An 18,692-nucleotide genomic window follows, 5' to 3' on the forward strand; every position below is an offset into this window, starting at 1 on the left:
GGCGGACCGGCCGCCGACGGGGCCGGACACCTCAGGCCTGCAGCCTGGCCGCCCGCATCTGGAGGTAGCGCGTCTCCGGGCCACTGAGGGTGCGCCGGGCCGCCAACTGGTAGGCGGCGCGTGCGCCTTCGACGTCTCCCGCCTTCTCCAGCAGATGCGCTCGTACGGCGTCGAGCCGGTGGTGACCCGCCAACCGGTCCTCCAGCTTGGCGACTTCGGCGAGCCCTGCCTCGGGCCCTTGCACCATGGCGACGGCCACGGCCCGGCCGAGTTCGGCCATCGGCTCGGGAGCGAGGCGTACGAGAAGGTCGTACAGGCCGAGGATCTGCGGCCAGTCCGTGTCATCGGCGCGCGCCGCCTCGTCGTGCAGCGCCGCAATCGCCGCCTGCAGCTGATAGGCGCCGGCCGGCCCCTCGGAGAGGGCCTCCTCCACCAGCGCGATGCCCTCCGCGATCGACTCCTGGTCCCAGCGGGCGCGGTCCTGCTCGTCCAGCGGGATCAGCTCGCCGTGCTGGCCGGTGCGCGCCGCGCTGCGGGCGTCGGTGAGCAGCATCAGCGCCAGCAGTCCGGCCACCGCACCCTCCTTCGGCAGCAGCCGGCGTACGGCCCGGGTCAGCCGGATCGCTTCGCCGGCGAGGTCGGCCCGGTGCAGATCGCTGCCGGAGGTCGCCGTATAGCCCTCGTTGAAGATCAGGTAGAGCACCTGGAGCACCACGGCGAGACGCCGATCACGGTCCTCGGGCCCCGGCTGCCGAAAGGGCATGCCCTTGATCTTCTGCTTGGCTCGGCTGATCCGCTGCGCCATCGTCGCCTCGGGCACCAGGTGCGCGCGGGCGATCTCGGCCGTGGTCAGACCGCCGACGGCCCGCAGCGTGAGCGCGACCTGCGCGGCCGGGGTGAGTTCGGGGTGGCAGCACAGAAAGAGCAGTGTGAGGGTGTCGTCCTCGGAGGGGGCGCGGCTCTCCCCGGGCGCGGGCGCCGTGAACGCGTCCCGCGGGGTCAGCGCCGCGACCGTCTCCTCGCGTCTGCGCCGGGCCTCGTCGCTGCGCAGATGCTCCGTGAGACGACGCGACGCGACCTTGATCAGCCAGCCGCGGGGATTGTCGGGCAGCCCCTGCTCAGGCCACTGCTGCGCGGCGGCGAGCAGCGCCTCCTGTACGGAGTCCTCGGCCGGGCCGAAGTGTCCGTACCGCCGTACCAGCGCACCGAGGACCTGCGGCGCGTGCAGGCGCAGCAGGTCCTCGACCTCGGTCGTACGTCTAACAGCCATCGCCTCCGCCGTCCAGGATGGGCCGGATGACCACGGGGTACTCGGGGGCCCCCTCGGGATTCGGGCACTGCGCGACGCGCGCGGCGATCTCGGTCACCCGGTCCAGGCTCTCGCAGTCGAGCACCCAGTACCCGGCGAGCAGTTCCTTGGTCTCTCCGTACGGGCCGTCGGTGATCACGGGCCGTCCGTCCTTGTCCGCGGTGACATGACGGGTCAGGGCCGGCTCGGCCAGTCCCTGTCCGTCCACGAGCTCGCCGGACTCGGAGAGGTCGTTGTTGATCTCACCCATGAAGGCGAACATCGCCTGCAGATCCTTCTCGCTCCAGGCCGGGCTCTGGGCGGACGCCTTGCCGCGCATCGCTTCGTAGTCGGCCTGCGTGCCCTGGACCATCACCAGATACTTCATGACGTCGCTCCTTCGGATGCGTAGCCGCCCCTTGTTGGCAACTCTCACAGGGGACGTCGCAGCCGATGACGGATTCTCGACACCGCGCGGAGATTCTTTTCGCGACCACTCGTCGAAACCACTCGCGGGGAACATGCGCGACCGCTCGGGGAGCGGGCAAGGGAGCGGCCCAGAAGCAGATCCGAGGGTCGGGGCAGCGCGGAGCCCCGACCGGCGAAGCCCTGTCGGGGCGCCCGCGTATCAGGTCCGCGGGGCGTCACCTCAGCCCTGCTCCTCCTCTTCAGCCTCCATGATCCGGATCCCTTGATGTGTCAGCGTGACCATCGCGGGAGTATTGCCCGTCGCCCAGTCGACCGCGATCAGCCCCTCGCCCACCAGATACGTGCAGGCCGCGGCCAGGTCCTCCTCATGAACACCGAGGTCGTCGCGCAACTGCGCCCCGGTGACACCCAGAAGGCGGTTGCCCTCAGTGGCTTCGTACAGGCGCTTCATGACCTGCTGCCGATAGGTCTTCCGCTCGCGCAGTGTTGCCATGACTGCCTGCCGTCCTCTCGTACTCGGCGCGGGTGCAGGAATCCTGCTGCGACGGCCGTCGTCCGCCTACGCGGGATCGTCACCCGTTGACCGGCTGGCCACGAGCCACGACCGCGCGGGCTCGGCGGGGTGCGTGGTGTCCACGGTGAGGTGGAGTCTGGTTCCACCGTCGTGGCCGGCGGGGTAGCTGCGCTGTTCGGTGGCGGAGAAGCAGCGCCGGAGAACCTCCGCGACCTGACGAGCGGTCGCGGGGGACGCAGCGACGATACGGACTTCGGCGCGCCCGGCGGCAGGCACTCGTCCCGCGGGGGTCATCCTCGACCTCCATCGTGCCGGTCGGGGTGGGTGCCGGCCTCGGGCGGTCCGGCGGGCCGGGTGGCCGGCCCGTGGCGCCTCGGCCTCCGGCGGCGGCCCAGTCCCTGCACGGCTTCGCCGTAGCGGAACGAGGCGATCCGTTGTTCGTGCTGGGTGTTCACCTGATGGATCAGAAAGACTCCGATGGCGATCATGGCGAGAATCACTGCCACGGTGATGACGGTCTCCACAGTCCTCACATCCCTTGGTCGCAGCGCTGGAGGCCGCTCGGGATCCCGAGCGGTGAGGACCCCGCCTCGCCGTCGGTCTCCCGTCCCTCTTCCTGGCGTACGGTCCTGGCGCGGACCCGCCCCCGGGCTTCACAATGCCAAGCTGTGTTGATGCTCGCCGAGAGCGGTACCCGCATCCGAGCAAGTACGGGACAGGCCCCCGGCTTCTTCACAGTACTCCGGCCAGGGGCCACAAATATGCGCGCGACCAGGCATTTCTTCCTGTTCCCCAGCACCGCGTCCCGGGCTCGTGCCAGTGGTCGCCGCCGACTACCGGGGTACGGTTGAGCCAAGGAGACTTCCCTGGCACGCAGCCACGCCGACACTGCCTACCCAGGTCTGGCGACCGGCGGGCGCACGACTCTCAGACGGGCGAAGACGCTATGGCCGACTCCGAGATCTCCAGCCCCGCCAAGCTCCTGCCGGACGCCATTTACCACGCCGAGAAACCCGGCACACCTCTCTTGCGGCTGGTAACGACCCGGGCCCGGGAGGGGATGCTGGACGGCGCCTGGTGGCCGCGTTCCCGCCGCATCTGCGCCGAGCTGCCCGGTCTTGTCACCGCGTTGACCGAATACCTCGGCCCCATCGACCGCGTCGGGGTGGATGCGTGCGCCTGGGAGGGACTTCCGACGCGCCTGATCATCGACGACCGGATCGTGCACATCGACTCGTTCCCCGTGGGTGACGACACCGTGCTCATCACTCCGGGCGACGGGGATCACTTCTCACTGCTGGTGGTGCCGCCGCAGGCAACGACCGATGCGGCGCGCGCCGCGATGGCCAGAGCCGTCCAGGCGCACACCACCACCGCCGAACAGATCCTGATCGACACCGGCGCCAACGAGGCCCGCCCGCGCCCCGGCCCGCCCGCTCACACATGAGGCTCGCGCATCGCTGAGGCGGGGGGCGACGACGCGCAGGGGCCACTGAACGGCCAAGCACCCGCGGGGGATTGATGCCGACCCCGACGCGCGCCCGCCACGGAGTCGACCGCGGCAGCTCGACCCGATCGCCGCCGCCGGTGAACGGTCACAAGCGGCGCCACCGCGCCGAAGCGAAGGAGAAGACGCCGAAGAGAATCAGCCCGACCGCGACGGCGACCAGGAGCCACGGCCCCATCGGGGTGTGGGCGAAGCTGCGGAGTGTCGCGTCCACACCCTTGGCCTCGTGCGGGTCGAAGCGGACGGCCGCCACCAGGATGAAGATCCCCGCCGCGGCGAACACGGCGCCGCGCGCCACTCCGCCGCCCACGCCGAGCGCGGTCACGGTCTGCCGCGTGCGGCGGCTCATTGCGCCGGTGTTCAAACGCCGCAGGAAGCGCCGCATCGCGGCTCGTACGGCGAGCACCGCGCCGATGCCGATCAGGATGCAGCCCGCGACACCCACCAGCCAACGTCCGTACGGCAGTTCCAGCGCCGATGCCGTCCAGTCCTGAGACTGCGCATTGCCGCTGGAGCCCTCGTCGCTCCCGGCGGCAAACGCGGCAGTCGCCCAGCAGACCGCGGCGTAGAAGAGCGCCCGGCCACCGTCCAGCAGCCGGGAACCGGCCTTCCGCCGAGGCCCCCTGGTCATCACCGCGCGGGCGCCCCGCCAAAGAGCCATGCAGCCGAAGCCGACGACAAGCGCCCACAGCATCACTTTCCCGAAGGGCTGCTCCGCGACCTGGCGCAGCGCGCCCTGGCGATCAGCCTCCTCGCCGCCGCTTCCCAGAGCGATCCTGACGGCCAGCGCGCCGATGAGGACATACACGACACCCCGGGCGACGAAACCCGCCCGCCCCGCGACGGTCAACGTCTGCTTCTCCGCGGAGCGGCGAGTCATGAATCTCGGGGCCCGGCCCCGCCCGTGTGCGTGAGACGACGTCACGATGTCCCCCTCGAGTCTGGGCGCGCGGTACGCGTCCTGAGTCCCCGAGTGCCCCCGGCTGAGGGACTGATGCGCGTTGCCTGCGGCCGATATGTTCGCCACCACCCCCGACCCGGCCCCCCTGCGGACGACTCGTCGCTGCCAGGGGCCGGGCCTCCCCGACTCGTACTGCCAAATGCGGACTACTGCCTGACACCCACTCAGGGAATGCCGGGACATCTGGCGTGGACAGTGCGGCCCGGAGCAGGACAGGGCCTTCACCCGGACGTGTCCTGTACCCGCAGCACACCAACGTCCGAAGCGTCCTCGACGGGCTCGCGGCGGGCCTGCGGACAGCAGTCGGGGGGTGGCCCCGAGCCCTCGGCGTACAGTCCGAGCATGACGCGGCACACCGAAGTTGCCCCGAAGCCCGTGACGACGGGCACTGAGATCACCCGCACGGACTGCAAGCAGTGCGGCACCGAGGTGCACGGCATCGATGGCCGCTACTCCTGTCCACTGTGCGGGTGGGTGAACCACTGGAGCGAGGGACACAACGAGCTCCCGGCCGAGGTCGACAACCCGGGACCTACCACTGGCTGAGCAGCGCTACCGTCGGCCGCCGGCGGGCACTGCCCCGGTCTGCCCGCATCCCCCTCGCCGACAGGCCGGGGCTCACCTCGTGTACTGCGGAGCCTGCGGCGGTGGTACCCGACACACAGCCACTGAGGTGTGACCGTCCGCCCACAGGGGCACCCGCACGATCGGGCCCCGCCGCGCATCCCCCCGTCGCGGCGGGGCCTCTCTATTGACGGTGCTGCGGGCGTAGTACGCAGCTGCTGCCGCAAAGGCCCCGCTACCAACGGGGGCGTCGCCCCAGTCGATCGGCACCATGCGGCGACCGTAGCTTTGGAGTTGACGCCTGTCAGGTAGTCCCACAAGGCGCGTTAAGCACCCAGTTGCACAACCACACGACGGCCCCCAAGCACGGACACGCGTACGCGCTTCGGGGCCGTCCGCTGCCCCGGCATGCCCCCATCACGGGGGACGGATGGCAGACCGGGGCATTGAAGGGGGCTAGGCGGTCGCCGGCGTGCTACGTACAGGACGACCCCTCGGGGTTGCCCCTCCGCAGCTCTCGCACGAGACGACGACCACGCCCTCATAGATCATCGGAACCGTCCGCCGACTCCAGCACTCCCGGCATGCGATGCCGCGGAACCGCTGGATGGACCTGTGTGCCGCGGCAACCTGGCTCGCGTCCATGCTCAGATAGCCGCGGCGAGCTCCAGAGCGGCCTGCAACTCCTCCTCGCTCGCCCGGAGATGGTCGAACTCACCCGCCATCACGCCGTCGAAGAACTTACTGATCTCCACTCGGCTCATGTACAGAACCGGGCTGTCCGTGTCCTTGTCGTCGGAGATCGCCACCATGCGGGTGCCGTCCGGGATCCTGTCGTGCGGGTGGCCCTCGGCCGTTCCGGCGTCGGCCAGGATCACGCAGTCCTTCACGATCGGATCGAGGTCGGTCCGCCCTGCCTTGCGCCAGTCCAGCCCGGGGGCGTTCGCGTTCTCGAAAGCGACTGTCCCGCGACCATTGCTGAGTGTGCCCATGAGTGGTGTCCTCGCTCGTGGATGTTCTCGGTCCTTGCAGTCCCGCCCCGGCCGGATTTCCTGGCGAGGTGCTCCGGTCGGGACGCGGGCTCAACGGGGTGTACGCAGTCGGCCGCGCGACTTCTCAGCGGGGCTCGTCGCTCTCACCTTCGGCGGTCTCGCAATGCACGCCGGCCTGAGCGATGCGACGGGCGCATGACGGCGCTGTGCGAGGCGTCCCGGGCGAGGCGGTCCCAGTCGTCCACGAGGCACACGATGGGGCCGATGGCCGCGTCCATGGCTACGCACTGCGAGCTGAACTCGGCAGGGGCAGGGGACACCCGTCGCGCGGTGCAAGCGGTGCGGGGCCTGTGGACCGAACAGGGCATCATCGTCGAGGCACAGCGGTCAGGACGACGACGCGGCCCACACATCGGGGCCGCCGCCACGCCACTCGATCAGCTCCGGATCATCCACGCTCGTATCCGCCTCAGGCAGCCCCGCACGGCGCAGGAACTCCAACAGATCGAGCAGGTGGTACGCCACGCCGACGGGCTCACCGCGGATCGTCACCTGCCTGCCGCCCTCCGGCGACAGCGGATGAACGACCACAGGCGCCTCATCAGCCATACCACCAGCGTCCGTCCGGACCGATCCGGACGCATCCGGACAGCACAGAGCCCCGACCATCACGGCCGGGGGCTCACGCGCGCGTGCGTCTCCGGACAGTCCGGGCACGATTCGATTGCCTGAGGCAACCAGTGGGAGGAAATGCCCGCCCCGAAGGATTGACCGGGCCGAGGGTGACCGACTGTACGTCCTGTTCCACCTGGCGGCGGGGCTCGTTCCGCGGACCCCGCGCCAAGGCAGTTGGCGACACACTCCGGGCTCACCTCGGGCTCACCTGCGGCGGGGAACACGAAAGCGCCCCGAAGCCGCCCGCGGCGACGCCCGCAGCCCGAGGTGTCCCTCGCCCACATCGTCTCGGCGGCACGGCACGGCACGACCCCGCCGCGGCGCAGGGCCACACCTCGCACAAGAACGAGGTCCTGACCGTCGAGAAGGCGCTGAAGGCCAAGGGCCTCATCGCCGGCCAGTACGTCGACGGCAGCTTCGGCACCAAGACCGTCGCCGCGTACAAGGCCTGGCAGCGCCGCTGCGCTTCCCGGCACGGCCGCCGACGGCATCCCGGCAAGGACTCTCTGACCCGCCTCGGCAGAGCCCGCGGCTTCACCGTCACCACCTGGCAGCGATCGTGAGGGGGGCGACGGCGTGATGCGGCACAAGTCCACCGAACGCGGCCGGTCCTGGCGGGGCGACATTCTTGCGGTGCTGGGTGCCCTGCTCGCGGGCGCTGCGTTCCTCACCGGCCAAGACCTGGCCGAAGAACTGCGCACGGCGAACGAAGCCCGGGATGCACTCGCCCAGTAAGTGCTCGGCGAGACCGTGATGGGGCCGCCCGGTCCCGCGGGTCCGGCCGGACCGGTTGGTCCTCAAGGTGAGCAAGGCGACAAGGGAGATCCCGGGGAACGCGGACCCGCAGGACCCGCCGGCGCCAGCTGCGAGGATGGCTACAGCTGGCAGACCCCCGACTACGATCCCGACGCGCGGGTGTGCCGCAAGGACGGCGCACCGCAGCCGAACCCGGATCCGCCCGGCCTGCTGTCCCTCGGCATGGACCCGGCCCGCCGCCAGTACCCGTAAGGCACCGCGCCCTCTCGCCTTCGGGTGGGAGGGGCGCTTTGCTGTAGTGCGTTATATGGCTTGTCGTTCTCGTTCTTCGCCGAGGTCGTGGACGCTGGCGGTGAGGGTGCCGTCTTGCTGTTCGTAGTGGGACAGGGCGAGGCCGAGGCCGAAGAAGGTGGGGGCCCATTCGCCGACGAAGATGCCCCACCGGTCGGCGCGGGCCATGCCGGCGCCGGGTTCGGCATTAAGGCTCAGCGCCCAGGTGGCGATGGACAGGCCGATGGATGCCATGGCGGCCATGTAGGCGTGTTCGCTGCGGAGGCCTTTCTCGTGCAGCATCTGGATCATCACGTGTCTCCCTGGTGTGTGGGGGTCAAGGCACTTTCACCAGGGTCACCCGACTGGCGGACACTCGCATCTGGAGGCCGCCGTTTGCGGCAGTGGCTGCGCGAGATGAACTCGCGGGCAGCCGCAAAGTGATCTACCAATCTGGTAGGAGCTGGTAGATCACTAGTAGTTCACGCCGCGAGTCCGGCACCACCTTGCGCGGCCCGCTCCGTCCGATGGGCGCGGGCCCACGCCACGACCAGCCGCTCATACTCCGGCCGTCGCTCCTCAGGCAGCACGCCGCCGGACCACAGCTCGCGGATCTCGGCGTTGACCTGCGCAACAGACCGCACGGAATCACGGTCCGCAGGGGTGGGATTCATGCGGCAAATCCTACGGGCCGCCGCTGACAATGGGCTGAACGCAAGGAAGCGCCCCCTGCCTGATCCCTCACGGGGTCGGGCAGGGGGCGCTTTCGTGCGTCCGGGCTGCGTTGTCAGACCCCGGTGCCATGCTCTCCCTCAACTCTGCGCGGAGGGAGGTGAAGACAAATGTCGAAGAACCAGAAGGCGGCCGTGGTTCTGCTCGCTGCCGTGGCTGGCCAGGCGTACCTGGGCAAGGTGGCCAAGCAGCAGGCAGCCGTGCTCGGGCTGTCGGCCGTGGCGGTGATGCTGCTCGGCCTGGCGGTCGGCGCCGCGCTCTAGCCGCAAAGCAGCGCCCCTCCCCGCACCAATCGGGGAGGGGGCGTCTCGCTTTTGGCAGTGACCGAGGCTTTAGCGCACCGAAGTCAGCGGCCTGCCCCGCACCGTCAGGTCAGGCGTCGGGCCGCTTGTTGTACGCCGCGAGGGTCGCCTTGTTCGTCGATGCGTCCTGGAACACGAGCTCCCACGGCCCGGTGTTCACGTCGAACTCCTTGCCGAACCCGACCCACTTGCCGGTCATGCGACGGCTGGTCGGTTCGAGCAGCTGGATCGCACCGTGATACCGGGCGCCCCGGTAGTAGCCCTCGGTCGCGGTCTGCTCGGTCCACGTACCGGTGGCGACGTGACCGTCTATCTCCAGATCCATCGTCAGCGGGCTGTCGCTGGAGCCGGGCAGGCTGCGGACCGTGAGCCGGTTGCCGTGCTGCAGCGCCACCACGTAGTGCAGTCCGGTGAACGCCGAGTCGCGGCCAGAGCTGAAGTATTCGTAGCGGGACAGCCATACGCCCGAGTAGTTGCGGTGGCCGCCCTGCTGTTCGGGCTGCGGCGAGGCGGCCGCGGGGGCAATGCCGTTCACGGAGGATTCGACGTCGTGGCCGCCCTGCCCGTCGTTGGAGATTCGCGCCATCGGCACGGCGCCGGCGAAGCCGAGGGACTCGATGGGCAGGCCGGTGACGTACTCCAGGGCACGGGCATAGACAGGGCGGGGCGCGGTAGTGGCGCCGGATTCCCACCGTTGCACGAGCCGCTTGTTGGCGTCGTTGGGCTGGCCCCCGCGGGTGCCGGCATCTCGCACGGCGCGGGCGAAGTCGTCTTGAGACATGAGCAGGCCCATGCGGACTGCTCGCAGTGCGCTGTTCGGTGTGGGCATGCGCTCACGGTAGACCCAACTCGCCCTGAATGACACCGAAATGACGCCCCGTGTGTCGCCGCTTTGACGCCTGCACTGACGCCGCGCAACTCTCTGTGTCCCCGCCATCTTGAATGCGTGACGACTACAGGCAGCGGCAAGGATCACCCGGGTCTCGCCATCAGCGTGTACCGCGTCGATCCCAAGACGAACGTGCGAACGCCCGTCAAGGCGTGCACACTCCCGGCAGTCAAGGCGATGCCGTTCTCCATGGCCTACCCGCCCTGCGCCTGCCCGCGCTGCGCCTGCCCGCGCTGCCGTGGGGCGAACACCCAGTGAGCCCGATGTGGGACCAGGTCGAGCACGGAAGCGGCGTGTGCTCCGCATGCGGCCGACACACGAACAACGGGCTCGTCCACTGGGTGCATCGCATGTCCAGCCCCGACGTCCGCGTCGTCATACACGCCGACCCCGCCGACTGCCAGCCGCCTGTAGCTACACCCCACCGACTCCCGTCCGCACCGGTGCACCCCTGACCCGGTGCGGACGGGACTGGCCCTCGCCCGAGGACACGTCCACACAGGAGGAAGCATGACCATCGCGTTAGACCGCCCCGTGGGCACCACCGACCCGGCCGAGCTCGTCGGTTCCGAGATGACGGAGCGTCTCAGCGCCCGCATCGTCACGGACCACCCCGAGATCGACCACGCCACCGCGCGGCGCATCATCGCGCAGACCGCCGCGTTCCTCGCCGCCGGCGCCCAGCGCCCCGACCTGGAGTTGTCCCCGAGCAAGCTCGTAGACATCGGCTGGCACACCTGGATCCTCCACACCGTCGACTACGCCGTGTTCTGCGAGCAGGTCGCCGGGCGGTTCATCCACCACGTCCCGACCGCGGACGGCAAGCAGGTCGACGGCGGCCCCGAGGCGGCACGGGAGCGCACCCTGACCGCCATCGCGGGGCGGGATTCACCATCGAGGCCGATCTGTGGCCTCCGGCCGCCAAGATGGGTGAGTGCAGCCAGTGCCACGCGGGCTGCTCGGACAGCCCGAACGGCGGCAAGAAGAAGTAGCAGGATCACGTCGGCCGCCCGGTCCATGCACCGGGCGGCCGGCCCCGCGAACGGAGCAGCAGTGACGGACACCAAGGCGTGGGACACCTACTCCACGCAGAAGCCCGAGCGGCGCCCCGCCAACGCGGTCGGCGCAACGACCTGGTTCAACTGGACCCAGTACCCCGACCACGGCCCGGGCGCGGAGGTCCTCGGCATCGGCCCGGGCGCCGCCGTGCTGGACCTCGGCTGCGGCAAGGGCGGCAACCTTGCCCACTGCGCCACGCTCGGGGCCCGCGCGGTCGGCGTCGACGTATCCCTCGCCCAGCTGAAGGCCGCGGAGGCACGCTGGGGCGACGTCGACGGTATGGCCCTGCGCCGCGGCGACGCCGTGCAGCTCCTCACCGACACGGCCGAGGACTTCGACGCGGTCTACTCCGTGTTCGGCGCCGCATGGTTCACCGACCCGGACGAGCTACTGCCCGTCATCCGCAAGCGGCTGCGCCCGGGCGGCGTCCTCGCCTTCTCTCAACGCCCCGCGATCGAGGGCTGCTACGGGTGCCAGGCCTCGTACATCAACCGGCCGGAGGACGAGGACCCGCTCGTCGTGAAGCGCTGGGATTACGAGCCCGAGCGGTGGGTGGGGATCCTGGCCGAGCACGGATTCACCGCGGCGTCGGCTCGCGTCCTGCCCGCCCCGTCCGGCCCTCGGAAGGTCGGCACACTCCTGGTCCGCGCCCGCGGATAGCGCCCGCTCCCCTCACCGCCCCGGTCTGTCTGCGTCCCCCGTCGGGCAGGCCGGGGCTCTCTGGCCGAAAACTTCGGCCTCGTCGCGACGGACGAGCCGCCCTCCCCCGTAGAGCAGGTGTCGGGGAAATCCCGGCACCCGAAAGCCGCCCCGGTCTGTCTGCGTCCCCCCGTCGCGGACAGGCCGGGGCTTCTTCATGTCTTGATCGTTTGACTCTCGGGCCAGCAGGGGGCCAGCAAGTGCCCGAATCAGGACTTGAAACGCAGCGAGCCCCAAGCCAGAGGATCCCTGACCTGGGGCTGAGTGGTAGGCCGTGTGGGACTCGAACCCACAACCAACGGATTAAAAGTCCGCTGCTCTGCCAATTGAGCTAACGGCCCTCGGCACAACACCCCTGAGCATAGCCGGACGCTGCCCGACAGCCGATCGGGTATCGGCTGTCGGGCCGCCCGACCGTCAGTTGAGGGTTACGTAGCCCTTGCAGCGGCTCGACGTGAGCAGCTTGCCCGAGACGAAGTTGCCCCTGCCGTTGCTGTTGTACAGGTCGCCCGCCCCGGCCGCAGTCCCGGCAGGGCCCGTACGGCGTCCGACTGCCGTACGGGCCCTGCGTCAGTCGCTCACGGCAGGACTCAATCGCTCCAAGGCGTCAATTCGGCGCATCCATTGGCGCAAGGGCGCTTGGAACGGTCAGAACAGTTCGGCGTACTTCTGCCAGCCGGTCCCGATCTTCACCCGGGCCGTGAACGTGCCCTGGCCCGTGCCGTTGTAGCGCCACAGGACTCCGGCCGTGTCACGAGCCACCAGATCGGACTTACCGTCGCCGCTGAGGTCGCCGATGCCCACGACGGCGTTATAGATCTGCCAGCCGCTGCCGACTTTGACACGGTTCGTGAGGGTGCCTTGCCCCGTGCCGTTGTAGCGCCACAGTGCCCCGGAGGCATCGCGCGTCAGAACATCTCCCTTGCCGTCACCGTTCAGATCGCCTGCGCCGACGATCATGAGGCCCTTCCAGCCCTTGCCGATGCGGACACCCGCCCGCACACCGCCGCCGTCCGCATTGGCCACGTACAGGAAGAGGTCACCCGTGGTCGTCTGGCGGGCCAGCATGTCGGGGCGGCCGTCGCCGGTGAGGTCCCCGGGGGAGACCATCACGTCGAACTGGTTCCAGCCGCTGCTGCCGACCAGCTTGTCCGGCACCTCGGGCCAGGGCTCCCTGGAGCAGCCTCCGTCCATCAGGTACAGACGACCGGGCCAGCGGCGGACCAGGAAGTCGTTGCACCGGTCCCCGTTCAGATCCCCCACGGGGACGATCTTCGCCCGGTCGTCGAGAACGCGTCCGCCTTCGTATCCGCCGATCGTTCCGTTGCTCCGGCCCGGCCTGAAGGACATGACCGGGTTGCCCTTGCTGAGGGTGATCAGGTCGCCGATCGTGTCCCGCCCCTCGAGGTCCCGCCACGCCGGCGTCCCGTAGATCTGGCGGAAGGTACCGCTCCAGGCCCCCGGGGCACCATGGCCGTCGGCGGGCTGCGCGGTCACGGTCCAGGTGTAGCGGCCGTTGGGCAGCTGGGCGTAATCGTCCGAGTTTCCGGTCCATTCAGCGGAGAGGACGTGCCTCGCCTCGCCGCCCTTCTGGGTGCGGACCGTCTTCCCCGTGCGGGGGTCCTTGAGGGTCAGGGTCCAATAAACCACCGGCTTGGACAGACGCACCTGGAACTTCCCGGTGTCGCTGTAGACCGTCCGGCCGTCGCTGCCGTCCGCGCCGGTCCCCCAGTGCTGGTACTCCGTCTTCCACCCGCTGAGCGGCTGTGTGGTGACTCCCACCGGCACGACATGCACGCGCTGAGCAGCATCCGCGTACGCGACATGTCCGCCGTACTTGTCGACCGTCCAGGTCACCCGGCGCTGCGGCTGCTGCGTGGCGGGGAAGTCGGCCAGCGTGCGGTCGACCGCCGTGCCGGAGGAGAAGTCCGTCAGCTCGAGCTTGCCGTCGTCCTTGTTGTGCCGTACGAGATAGCCGTCACCGAGCAGGGCCTCATCGGCCGGTACGGGGACGGACTGCTTCTCTGTACGGTCGTACACACCAGCCCGGGTGCCGCAGGACCAGTACAGCCAGCGGCCGAGTGCCTGAAGCTCATCGGGAATGCAGCCCGAGCCTGTGTCGATCTCGCCCGCGGGCTTATTGGCCGCCAGGTCGTACGCGGTCAGGGTGCCGGTGGCCCCGGCCGCGCTCCACAGCGTGTCGGCCCACAGAGCGGAGGCCACCGGAGCGCGCGTCAGAACCTTCTTCTCGGTGCCGCCCCGGGTGTTGTAGACGGTCTGCTCGTTCGTCGCTCTGTGGGTGTAGACGACATAGTGGTCGGCCGCGTCGGCGATGGTCCCGCCGGACAGACCGGTGGGCAGCGGGCTGCCGTAGCGCGTGGTGATCTGGTCGATTCCGTCCTGCGTGTGGGCGAGGCTGACCAGGTCCCCGCCGTCGGCATACAGCTGATGGCAGTCGGGGGCGGACGGCTGACAGTAGACGCCGAGATCCCCGATGACGCTGCGTGCACCGTACTCAGGCGTTCCCTGCACACGGAGTTCCCGTGCATACGCCCGGCGCTTGCCGATGCTGTCATCCGCGACGAAGAGGCTGCCTCCACCCACTGCGATGCCCTGCACCGTGGCCGGCACCGGCGACAGGTCCACCACCCGGGTAACGTTGGGCGAGCCGTCCGCGCCCTCGGTGATGCGGTACGCGCCCCAGTCGGCAGTGCCCCTGACACCGCCCACGATCGTGGCGGAGCCGTCCTCGGCCGAGGCGATGTGCAGTGCGCTGTCCTTCAGCAGCCGACGCGGTTCACCACCGTTCATGGGAGTCGCCATGACCGGCTGGCCGGGGCCCTTGAAGTGGATCACCCAGTCGCCGACGATGGCGATCTCATAGCTGGTGCGGTCCGCGGCGAGGGGAGCCGGGAGCACCGTAGGCGTTGCACCGAGATCGGACCTGGGAACGACCTTGATCTCGGTCTGCACGGTCCCGCGTGCGTACCAGGCGACATGACGGGGCGTCAGCAGTACGGCCGGCCGGTCGAGCAGCTGGGTGTGGCCGGTCATCCGCGCCGTCGCGACATCGACCTTCGCCAGCCGCGGGATCCCGTCCACCTTCAGCCGGAGCAGGATGGACTGCGAATCACCGCCGGCCGCAGGGCCGGGCCAGATCATCTCGGCGCCGTCGGGCAGCCCTTCGACCGGCCGACTGCGTACGGCACCGTCCTCAGCGAAGTCGAGCAGCTGGGGCTCCACCGCCTTGGTGGTCGTGGTTCCGCCGGACTCGACGGTCACGGTCTTCACGGCGAGAACGGTGTTGCCGTACACCCCGCCGAAGACGAAACCCTGCGGCATGGTCATGAACCGGGTGGTCCCGGCCGCCATGTCGCGCAACTGGATCGACCCGTTGCCGAAGTACACGATGGTGTCCGTGCCAGTGCCTCGCGTGGATCCCCAGCCGGTCCCGGTCGGACCCGCGGGAAACGACTGTCCGTCCGAGTAACGCGTCCAGACGTATTGGGTGGAGTTCCGGCGGTTGAAAAACCCGAGCCGACCCGCCCCGTCCGCGTCCAGCGCGGAGCCGGTGGCCAGGAGCCCCATGAATTGCTCTGATGTGCGGAGGGTGGCCGGGATCTCCACGGCCTCCCCCTGGGATACGGAGGCAACACCCGGGTCGGCCTGCGCGGTCGCGGAGCCGAGCCCGGCCGCGAGAGAAAGCGAAATGGTCGCGGCTGCGGCGCCGCGTATGAGGGCACGATGGGCCACTCAGTCCCTCCCCAGGACAAGAAGATGGCATGGGGGACCAAGCGCCTGTCCGGCACCGGAACCTTGTTTGAGCTGCCCCCCGGCAGAACCCCCCACGCGAGTGGACGGATCGTAACAGCGGCAACAGCCGTCTCACAGACGCAAACAGGGCCCCGTACGTCACCGGATGACCGATGGCGTACGGGCCCTGTTCCCGACCGCTCTAGAACAGCCGGTAGCTCTGCCAGCCCGCGCCGATCCGCACGCCGCCCGCGAACGTCCCGGTGCCCGTGCCGTTGTGGCGGTAGAGGTTCCCCGATCCGTCGCGTGCCACGAGGTCCGCCCTGCCGTCGCCCGTGATGTCGCCGACCCCCACGAGCGCGTTGTACCCGCGGCCCCAGCCCGAGAAGACCCGCGCCCCCGCCTTGAACGTGCCGTTGCCGGCACCCTCGTAGCGCCACAGCCCACCGTTGGCGTCGTGCGCCAGCAGGTCGGGCCGGCCGTCCCCGGTGATGTCACCGACGCCGAGGACCTTGGTGTACGCCTTCCAGTTCGTACCGATCCGGACCCGCGTCGCCGAGAAGCGGCCGTCGTTCGCGCCCGCGTAGAAGTAGATGTCCCCGGTGGACTTCTGGCGGGCCACCAGATCGGCGCGGCCGTCGCCGTTCAGGTCGCCGGGCGAGGTCAGCACGTCGTACTGCCCCCAGCCCGTGCCGATGCTTGTGTACGCGGTCCGGGCGTTCAACGGCTGGCCGCAGCCGGGCCGGTAGGCCCGCAGCTCTCCCGTGCCCAGGCGGATCAGCACGTCGTTGCACCGGTCGCCGCTGAGGTCCCCGAAGGGGACCGCGAGCGCGGAGGTGGACCAGCCGCTGCCCGTGGTCTTGCCGGAGAACTTCCCGGAACCGCCGCCGTGGAAGGTGAAGTCCCCGGTCCCGCTGAGCGTGAGCAGATCGCCGATACCGTCCGGCAGGATGCCGACATGGTCGTGCCGCACCGGTGCGCCGTTCCGCAGGCCGACCGGCCCCGACGCGGTGAAGGCCGGGCCCTGACCGTTGGCCGGCGCGGCCGTCAGCGCCCAGGTATAGCCGCCGTTGGGCAGGTGGCCGCCGGTGGCCGTCCGCCCGTCCCAGTACGCCTCGATCACACCCTTGGGCGCGGCGCCCGACAGGGTACGGACGACCTTGCCGTTGACGTCCCGCACGGTCACCTGCCAGCCGGCCACCGGCCTGGACACCAGCCAGCGCCCGCTCCAGCTCGCGCCGCCCACCGTCACCAGCGTGGAAGCGGTGGCTTCGACGGCCGAGACCGGCTGCGTCGGGACACCGCTCGGGGCCAGATGGATCCGCTTGTCCTCGGCCGCATACGCGACCGGGCCACCGAACTTGTCGACGGTCCAGGTCACGCCTCGCCTGTTCACCGCGGTGCCCGGCAGGTCGCCGACGGTGCGAGTCTCGTCGGCCGACCCGTCCTGGAAGGCGATGAGCAGCAACTTGCCCGCCACCTTGTCGTGGCGTACGAGATAGCCGTCGCCGATGAGTGCCTCGCCGGACGGTACGGGGATGTTCTTGCGGGCCGTACGGTCCCACACCCCGGCCTGGCCGGTCGGGCCGCAGGACCAGTAGATCCAACGCCCCACCGCCTGAAGCTCCTTGGCGACGCAGGGAGCGCCCGTGGCGAGGGTCGACGTGGCTCCGGTCGGGAGGTTCTCGGCCGTGAGCACCCCGGCGGACGCCGACGGCGTCCAGAGGGTGTGGCCCCAGACGGACGCGGCGGTGACCGGGCGAGTGCGGATGGGCTTGAGGTCGTGGTGGACGCCGAGGTCGCCGACGTACTGCTGGACGGGATCGGTGCCGTTGACGATGGCGTACCGGCCGGTCATGTCCAGGACGGTGGCCTGCTGGGAAGGCAAGGAGAAGTAACCCGCGGCGTCGTCCTTGGCGAGCGACTGGACGGACATGCCGTCCGGGATCCGCATCATCCGCACGGATCGCCCATTGCCGGCCGACCATGCGCCGGACTCCGGGCCCTCGGCGAAGCGGTCCGACCGCACGGGGTCACCGGGCGACAATGCCGCGCCCTGCGTCGTGACGGTCCGGGTGACGTAGACGGGGGCGAAGTTGCTGTCGGCCTCGTTCGTGGCCAGCGTGCCGTTCGCCAGGGAGATGCGCCGGATCTGTGCGGGCTCCGGCGCGATCTTGACCAGTTGCCGCTCGAAGTCGGATTCGAGCATGTGGTGCACGAACCAGAGGCCCGCGTCGAGCCCACCCGTCGCCAGCAGATTCCCGTTCGGATCCTGGATCAGGTCCCCGTCGGCATGCGCCAGCCGGGTCCGGGGAGGCTGACCGGTCTTGGGCACGGCCACCAGCGGCATACCGCTCGTGTTCCGCGAATCATTGGGCGTGCCGACCACATCGCGCGCCACGACCACGTCGTCACCGACGATGCCGAGCGACGACACGCTGCTCCCCGCCGCCCCGGGCATGGTCCGGGTCTCGGGCTCAGCGGTCGGGTTGTCGAGCGGGGCAATACGAATCGGCTGCCCGGCCGCGTACCAGGCCAGCCGGTCCTTGACCACGGCGACGGTCACCCCGGTCGCGGGCACCTCCGGTCCCTGGGTGAAGCTCCCGGTGTCGATGGAGAGCAGTCCGAGGCGGGTCCGGGACGACGCGTCCGCGTACGCGAAGACGACGGTACGGGCATCGGCCGCGAGCGGGGCCCGCCGGATCCGGGCGCCGGGCGGCGTCGTGACCTGCTGGACGACGACCGATCCATCGGCGTCGAACCGGTGCAGCCGCAGATCGCCGATCTCCCCGCCGGAGCCGGATTCGCCATAGGTGACGGCCGTCTCCCCGTACGTCCCCAGGTACGTGCCCGTGGCGAGCGGCAGCCGGCGGACACTGCCGTCGGCCATCCCCCTCAACTCGACTGCTCCCGCCTGCGGGAGCGCCACTGTGTCCGATCCCGCGCCCGCATAACCCGGATACCCAAGGATGCTGTTCAGACCGGCGACCAGGGTGGACTTCCCGTCGGAGTACCGGGTCCACAGGAAGCCCGCTGTCCCGTCCACCTGACGGAGAAAGCCCTGCGTGCCGGCGGAGATCAGCGAACTGCCCCGCGGCACGTAGCGGTCGGACTGGAAGACCGTGTGGGCGGGCGTGGGCGCGGGCTCCGCCGCCACCGCTGACGGACCGACAGGCCCGAGTCCCGATGTCATTCCGATGGCAACGACCGTGCCGGCCGCTACGGCCACACGCGCGAGCGCACGACGATTCAACGAAGTCCCTCCCCAGAACGTGAAAGCGCCGTGACCCCCCACGACGTCG

Annotated in this window: 20 protein-coding genes and 1 tRNA gene; 7 read left to right on the top strand and 14 right to left on the bottom strand. The window is 70.0% G+C overall.

What is annotated here, in order from left to right:
• Positions 1 to 31: 31 nt before the first annotated feature.
• The 5 genes from J7E87_RS10385 to J7E87_RS10405 all read right to left on the bottom strand — a co-directional run bounded on the left by J7E87_RS10385 (position 32) and on the right by J7E87_RS10405 (position 2,737).
• A complete protein-coding gene (locus J7E87_RS10385; RefSeq protein ID WP_215092358.1) occupies positions 32 to 1,270 on the bottom strand; it encodes an RNA polymerase sigma factor in 1,239 nt (412 codons plus the stop codon).
• Positions 1,260 to 1,676 (bottom strand): YciI family protein, encoded by a 417-nt coding sequence (locus J7E87_RS10390; protein ID WP_215092359.1) that lies wholly within the window; start codon positions 1,674 to 1,676, stop codon positions 1,260 to 1,262. Before J7E87_RS10390 ends, J7E87_RS10385 begins: the two co-directional genes overlap by 11 nt.
• A 261-nt stretch (positions 1,677 to 1,937) precedes the next feature.
• The gene (locus J7E87_RS10395; RefSeq protein WP_215092362.1) at positions 1,938 to 2,210 is read right to left on the bottom strand and encodes a hypothetical protein; all 273 of its coding nucleotides are present in this window, start codon (positions 2,208 to 2,210) and stop codon (positions 1,938 to 1,940) included.
• A 66-nt stretch (positions 2,211 to 2,276) separates the two neighbouring features.
• On the bottom strand, positions 2,277 to 2,525 hold the full coding sequence (locus J7E87_RS10400) for a hypothetical protein (RefSeq protein WP_215092364.1): 249 nt from the start codon (positions 2,523 to 2,525) through the stop codon (positions 2,277 to 2,279).
• Positions 2,522 to 2,737, bottom strand: a complete 216-nt coding sequence (locus J7E87_RS10405) for a hypothetical protein (protein ID WP_215092366.1) — start codon at positions 2,735 to 2,737, stop codon at positions 2,522 to 2,524. Before J7E87_RS10405 ends, J7E87_RS10400 begins: the two co-directional genes overlap by 4 nt.
• 440 nt (positions 2,738 to 3,177) lie before the next feature.
• Between J7E87_RS10405 and J7E87_RS10410 the strand changes: the two genes are divergently transcribed.
• The gene (locus tag J7E87_RS10410; RefSeq protein ID WP_215092368.1) at positions 3,178 to 3,678 is read left to right on the top strand and encodes a DUF5994 family protein; all 501 of its coding nucleotides are present in this window, start codon (positions 3,178 to 3,180) and stop codon (positions 3,676 to 3,678) included.
• A 148-nt stretch (positions 3,679 to 3,826) separates the two neighbouring features.
• Here the strand turns inward: J7E87_RS10410 and J7E87_RS10415 are convergent, their stop codons facing one another.
• A complete protein-coding gene (locus tag J7E87_RS10415) occupies positions 3,827 to 4,618 on the bottom strand; it encodes a DUF1206 domain-containing protein (protein WP_215092370.1) in 792 nt (263 codons plus the stop codon).
• Positions 4,619 to 5,041: 423 nt separating this feature from the next.
• Between J7E87_RS10415 and J7E87_RS10420 the strand changes: the two genes are divergently transcribed.
• Positions 5,042 to 5,245, top strand: coding sequence for a hypothetical protein (locus J7E87_RS10420; RefSeq protein WP_215092372.1), 204 nt, complete (start codon positions 5,042 to 5,044; stop codon positions 5,243 to 5,245).
• A 665-nt stretch (positions 5,246 to 5,910) separates the two neighbouring features.
• On the opposite strand, the gene J7E87_RS10425 is transcribed toward J7E87_RS10420, so the two are convergent.
• Positions 5,911 to 6,255 (bottom strand): DUF397 domain-containing protein, encoded by a 345-nt coding sequence (locus tag J7E87_RS10425; RefSeq protein WP_215092374.1) that lies wholly within the window; start codon positions 6,253 to 6,255, stop codon positions 5,911 to 5,913.
• Between the two features lie 387 nt (positions 6,256 to 6,642).
• Positions 6,643 to 6,864, bottom strand: a complete 222-nt coding sequence (locus tag J7E87_RS10430) for a hypothetical protein (RefSeq protein WP_215092376.1) — start codon at positions 6,862 to 6,864, stop codon at positions 6,643 to 6,645.
• A gap of 173 nt (positions 6,865 to 7,037) precedes the next feature.
• On the opposite strand from J7E87_RS10430, the gene J7E87_RS10435 reads away from it, so the two are divergent.
• Together J7E87_RS10435 and J7E87_RS10440 are read left to right on the top strand one after the other, a co-directional pair.
• Entirely contained in the window at positions 7,038 to 7,493 is a 456-nt protein-coding gene (locus J7E87_RS10435) for a peptidoglycan-binding protein (RefSeq protein ID WP_215092378.1), read from the top strand.
• 13 nt (positions 7,494 to 7,506) lie between these two features.
• Positions 7,507 to 7,665: a hypothetical protein gene (locus J7E87_RS10440; RefSeq protein ID WP_215092380.1), complete on the top strand. Its 159-nt coding sequence runs from the start codon at positions 7,507 to 7,509 to the stop codon at positions 7,663 to 7,665.
• 324 nt (positions 7,666 to 7,989) lie between these two features.
• On the opposite strand, the gene J7E87_RS10445 is transcribed toward J7E87_RS10440, so the two are convergent.
• Both J7E87_RS10445 and J7E87_RS10450 read right to left on the bottom strand, forming a co-directional pair.
• The gene (locus J7E87_RS10445; RefSeq protein ID WP_215092382.1) at positions 7,990 to 8,268 is read right to left on the bottom strand and encodes a hypothetical protein; all 279 of its coding nucleotides are present in this window, start codon (positions 8,266 to 8,268) and stop codon (positions 7,990 to 7,992) included.
• A 170-nt stretch (positions 8,269 to 8,438) separates the two neighbouring features.
• Complete coding sequence (locus tag J7E87_RS10450; protein WP_215092384.1) at positions 8,439 to 8,630, bottom strand: hypothetical protein; 192 nt, start codon at positions 8,628 to 8,630, stop codon at positions 8,439 to 8,441.
• 168 nt (positions 8,631 to 8,798) lie between these two features.
• Here J7E87_RS10450 and J7E87_RS10455 point away from each other — a divergent pair, with 168 nt between their 5' ends.
• A complete protein-coding gene (locus J7E87_RS10455) occupies positions 8,799 to 8,951 on the top strand; it encodes a hypothetical protein (RefSeq protein ID WP_215092386.1) in 153 nt (50 codons plus the stop codon).
• A gap of 109 nt (positions 8,952 to 9,060) precedes the next feature.
• On the opposite strand, the gene J7E87_RS10460 is transcribed toward J7E87_RS10455, so the two are convergent.
• A complete protein-coding gene (locus J7E87_RS10460; RefSeq protein ID WP_215092388.1) occupies positions 9,061 to 9,819 on the bottom strand; it encodes an XRE family transcriptional regulator in 759 nt (252 codons plus the stop codon).
• Between the two features lie 117 nt (positions 9,820 to 9,936).
• On the opposite strand from J7E87_RS10460, the gene J7E87_RS10465 reads away from it, so the two are divergent.
• On the top strand, positions 9,937 to 10,137 hold the full coding sequence (locus J7E87_RS10465; RefSeq protein ID WP_215092391.1) for a hypothetical protein: 201 nt from the start codon (positions 9,937 to 9,939) through the stop codon (positions 10,135 to 10,137).
• 252 nt (positions 10,138 to 10,389) lie between these two features.
• Positions 10,390 to 11,598: a methyltransferase domain-containing protein gene (locus J7E87_RS34970; protein ID WP_251017237.1), complete on the top strand. Its 1,209-nt coding sequence runs from the start codon at positions 10,390 to 10,392 to the stop codon at positions 11,596 to 11,598.
• A 304-nt stretch (positions 11,599 to 11,902) separates the two neighbouring features.
• Here J7E87_RS34970 and J7E87_RS10475 read toward each other — a convergent pair.
• The 3 genes from J7E87_RS10475 to J7E87_RS10485 form a co-directional block, all read right to left on the bottom strand.
• Positions 11,903 to 11,978: transfer RNA gene (locus tag J7E87_RS10475), tRNA-Lys, on the bottom strand.
• 307 nt (positions 11,979 to 12,285) lie between these two features.
• Positions 12,286 to 15,390: an FG-GAP-like repeat-containing protein gene (locus J7E87_RS10480; RefSeq protein ID WP_215092392.1), complete on the bottom strand. Its 3,105-nt coding sequence runs from the start codon at positions 15,388 to 15,390 to the stop codon at positions 12,286 to 12,288.
• A gap of 202 nt (positions 15,391 to 15,592) precedes the next feature.
• Complete coding sequence (locus J7E87_RS10485; protein ID WP_215092394.1) at positions 15,593 to 18,583, bottom strand: FG-GAP-like repeat-containing protein; 2,991 nt, start codon at positions 18,581 to 18,583, stop codon at positions 15,593 to 15,595.
• Positions 18,584 to 18,692 lie beyond the last annotated feature (109 nt).

The organism is Streptomyces sp. ISL-1 (assembly GCF_018614585.1).
Taxonomy (GTDB): Bacteria; Actinomycetota; Actinomycetes; order Streptomycetales; family Streptomycetaceae; genus Streptomyces; species Streptomyces maoxianensis.

Coding starts and splice junctions, on each gene's coding strand:
- J7E87_RS10395 (WP_215092362.1), bottom strand. CDS start 2,210: ATGGCAACACTGCGCGAGCGGAAGACCTATCGGCAGCAGGTCATGAAG.
- J7E87_RS10410 (WP_215092368.1), top strand. CDS start 3,178: ATGGCCGACTCCGAGATCTCCAGCCCCGCCAAGCTCCTGCCGGACGCC.
- J7E87_RS10460 (WP_215092388.1), bottom strand. CDS start 9,819: ATGCCCACACCGAACAGCGCACTGCGAGCAGTCCGCATGGGCCTGCTC.
- J7E87_RS10425 (WP_215092374.1), bottom strand. CDS start 6,255: ATGGGCACACTCAGCAATGGTCGCGGGACAGTCGCTTTCGAGAACGCG.
- J7E87_RS10430 (WP_215092376.1), bottom strand. CDS start 6,864: ATGGCTGATGAGGCGCCTGTGGTCGTTCATCCGCTGTCGCCGGAGGGC.
- J7E87_RS10415 (WP_215092370.1), bottom strand. CDS start 4,618: ATGACTCGCCGCTCCGCGGAGAAGCAGACGTTGACCGTCGCGGGGCGG.
- J7E87_RS34970 (WP_251017237.1), top strand. CDS start 10,390: ATGACCATCGCGTTAGACCGCCCCGTGGGCACCACCGACCCGGCCGAG.
- J7E87_RS10450 (WP_215092384.1), bottom strand. CDS start 8,630: ATGAATCCCACCCCTGCGGACCGTGATTCCGTGCGGTCTGTTGCGCAG.
- J7E87_RS10445 (WP_215092382.1), bottom strand. CDS start 8,268: ATGATCCAGATGCTGCACGAGAAAGGCCTCCGCAGCGAACACGCCTAC.
- J7E87_RS10420 (WP_215092372.1), top strand. CDS start 5,042: ATGACGCGGCACACCGAAGTTGCCCCGAAGCCCGTGACGACGGGCACT.
- J7E87_RS10455 (WP_215092386.1), top strand. CDS start 8,799: ATGTCGAAGAACCAGAAGGCGGCCGTGGTTCTGCTCGCTGCCGTGGCT.
- J7E87_RS10485 (WP_215092394.1), bottom strand. CDS start 18,583: ATGACATCGGGACTCGGGCCTGTCGGTCCGTCAGCGGTGGCGGCGGAG.
- J7E87_RS10400 (WP_215092364.1), bottom strand. CDS start 2,525: ATGACCCCCGCGGGACGAGTGCCTGCCGCCGGGCGCGCCGAAGTCCGT.
- J7E87_RS10390 (WP_215092359.1), bottom strand. CDS start 1,676: ATGAAGTATCTGGTGATGGTCCAGGGCACGCAGGCCGACTACGAAGCG.
- J7E87_RS10385 (WP_215092358.1), bottom strand. CDS start 1,270: ATGGCTGTTAGACGTACGACCGAGGTCGAGGACCTGCTGCGCCTGCAC.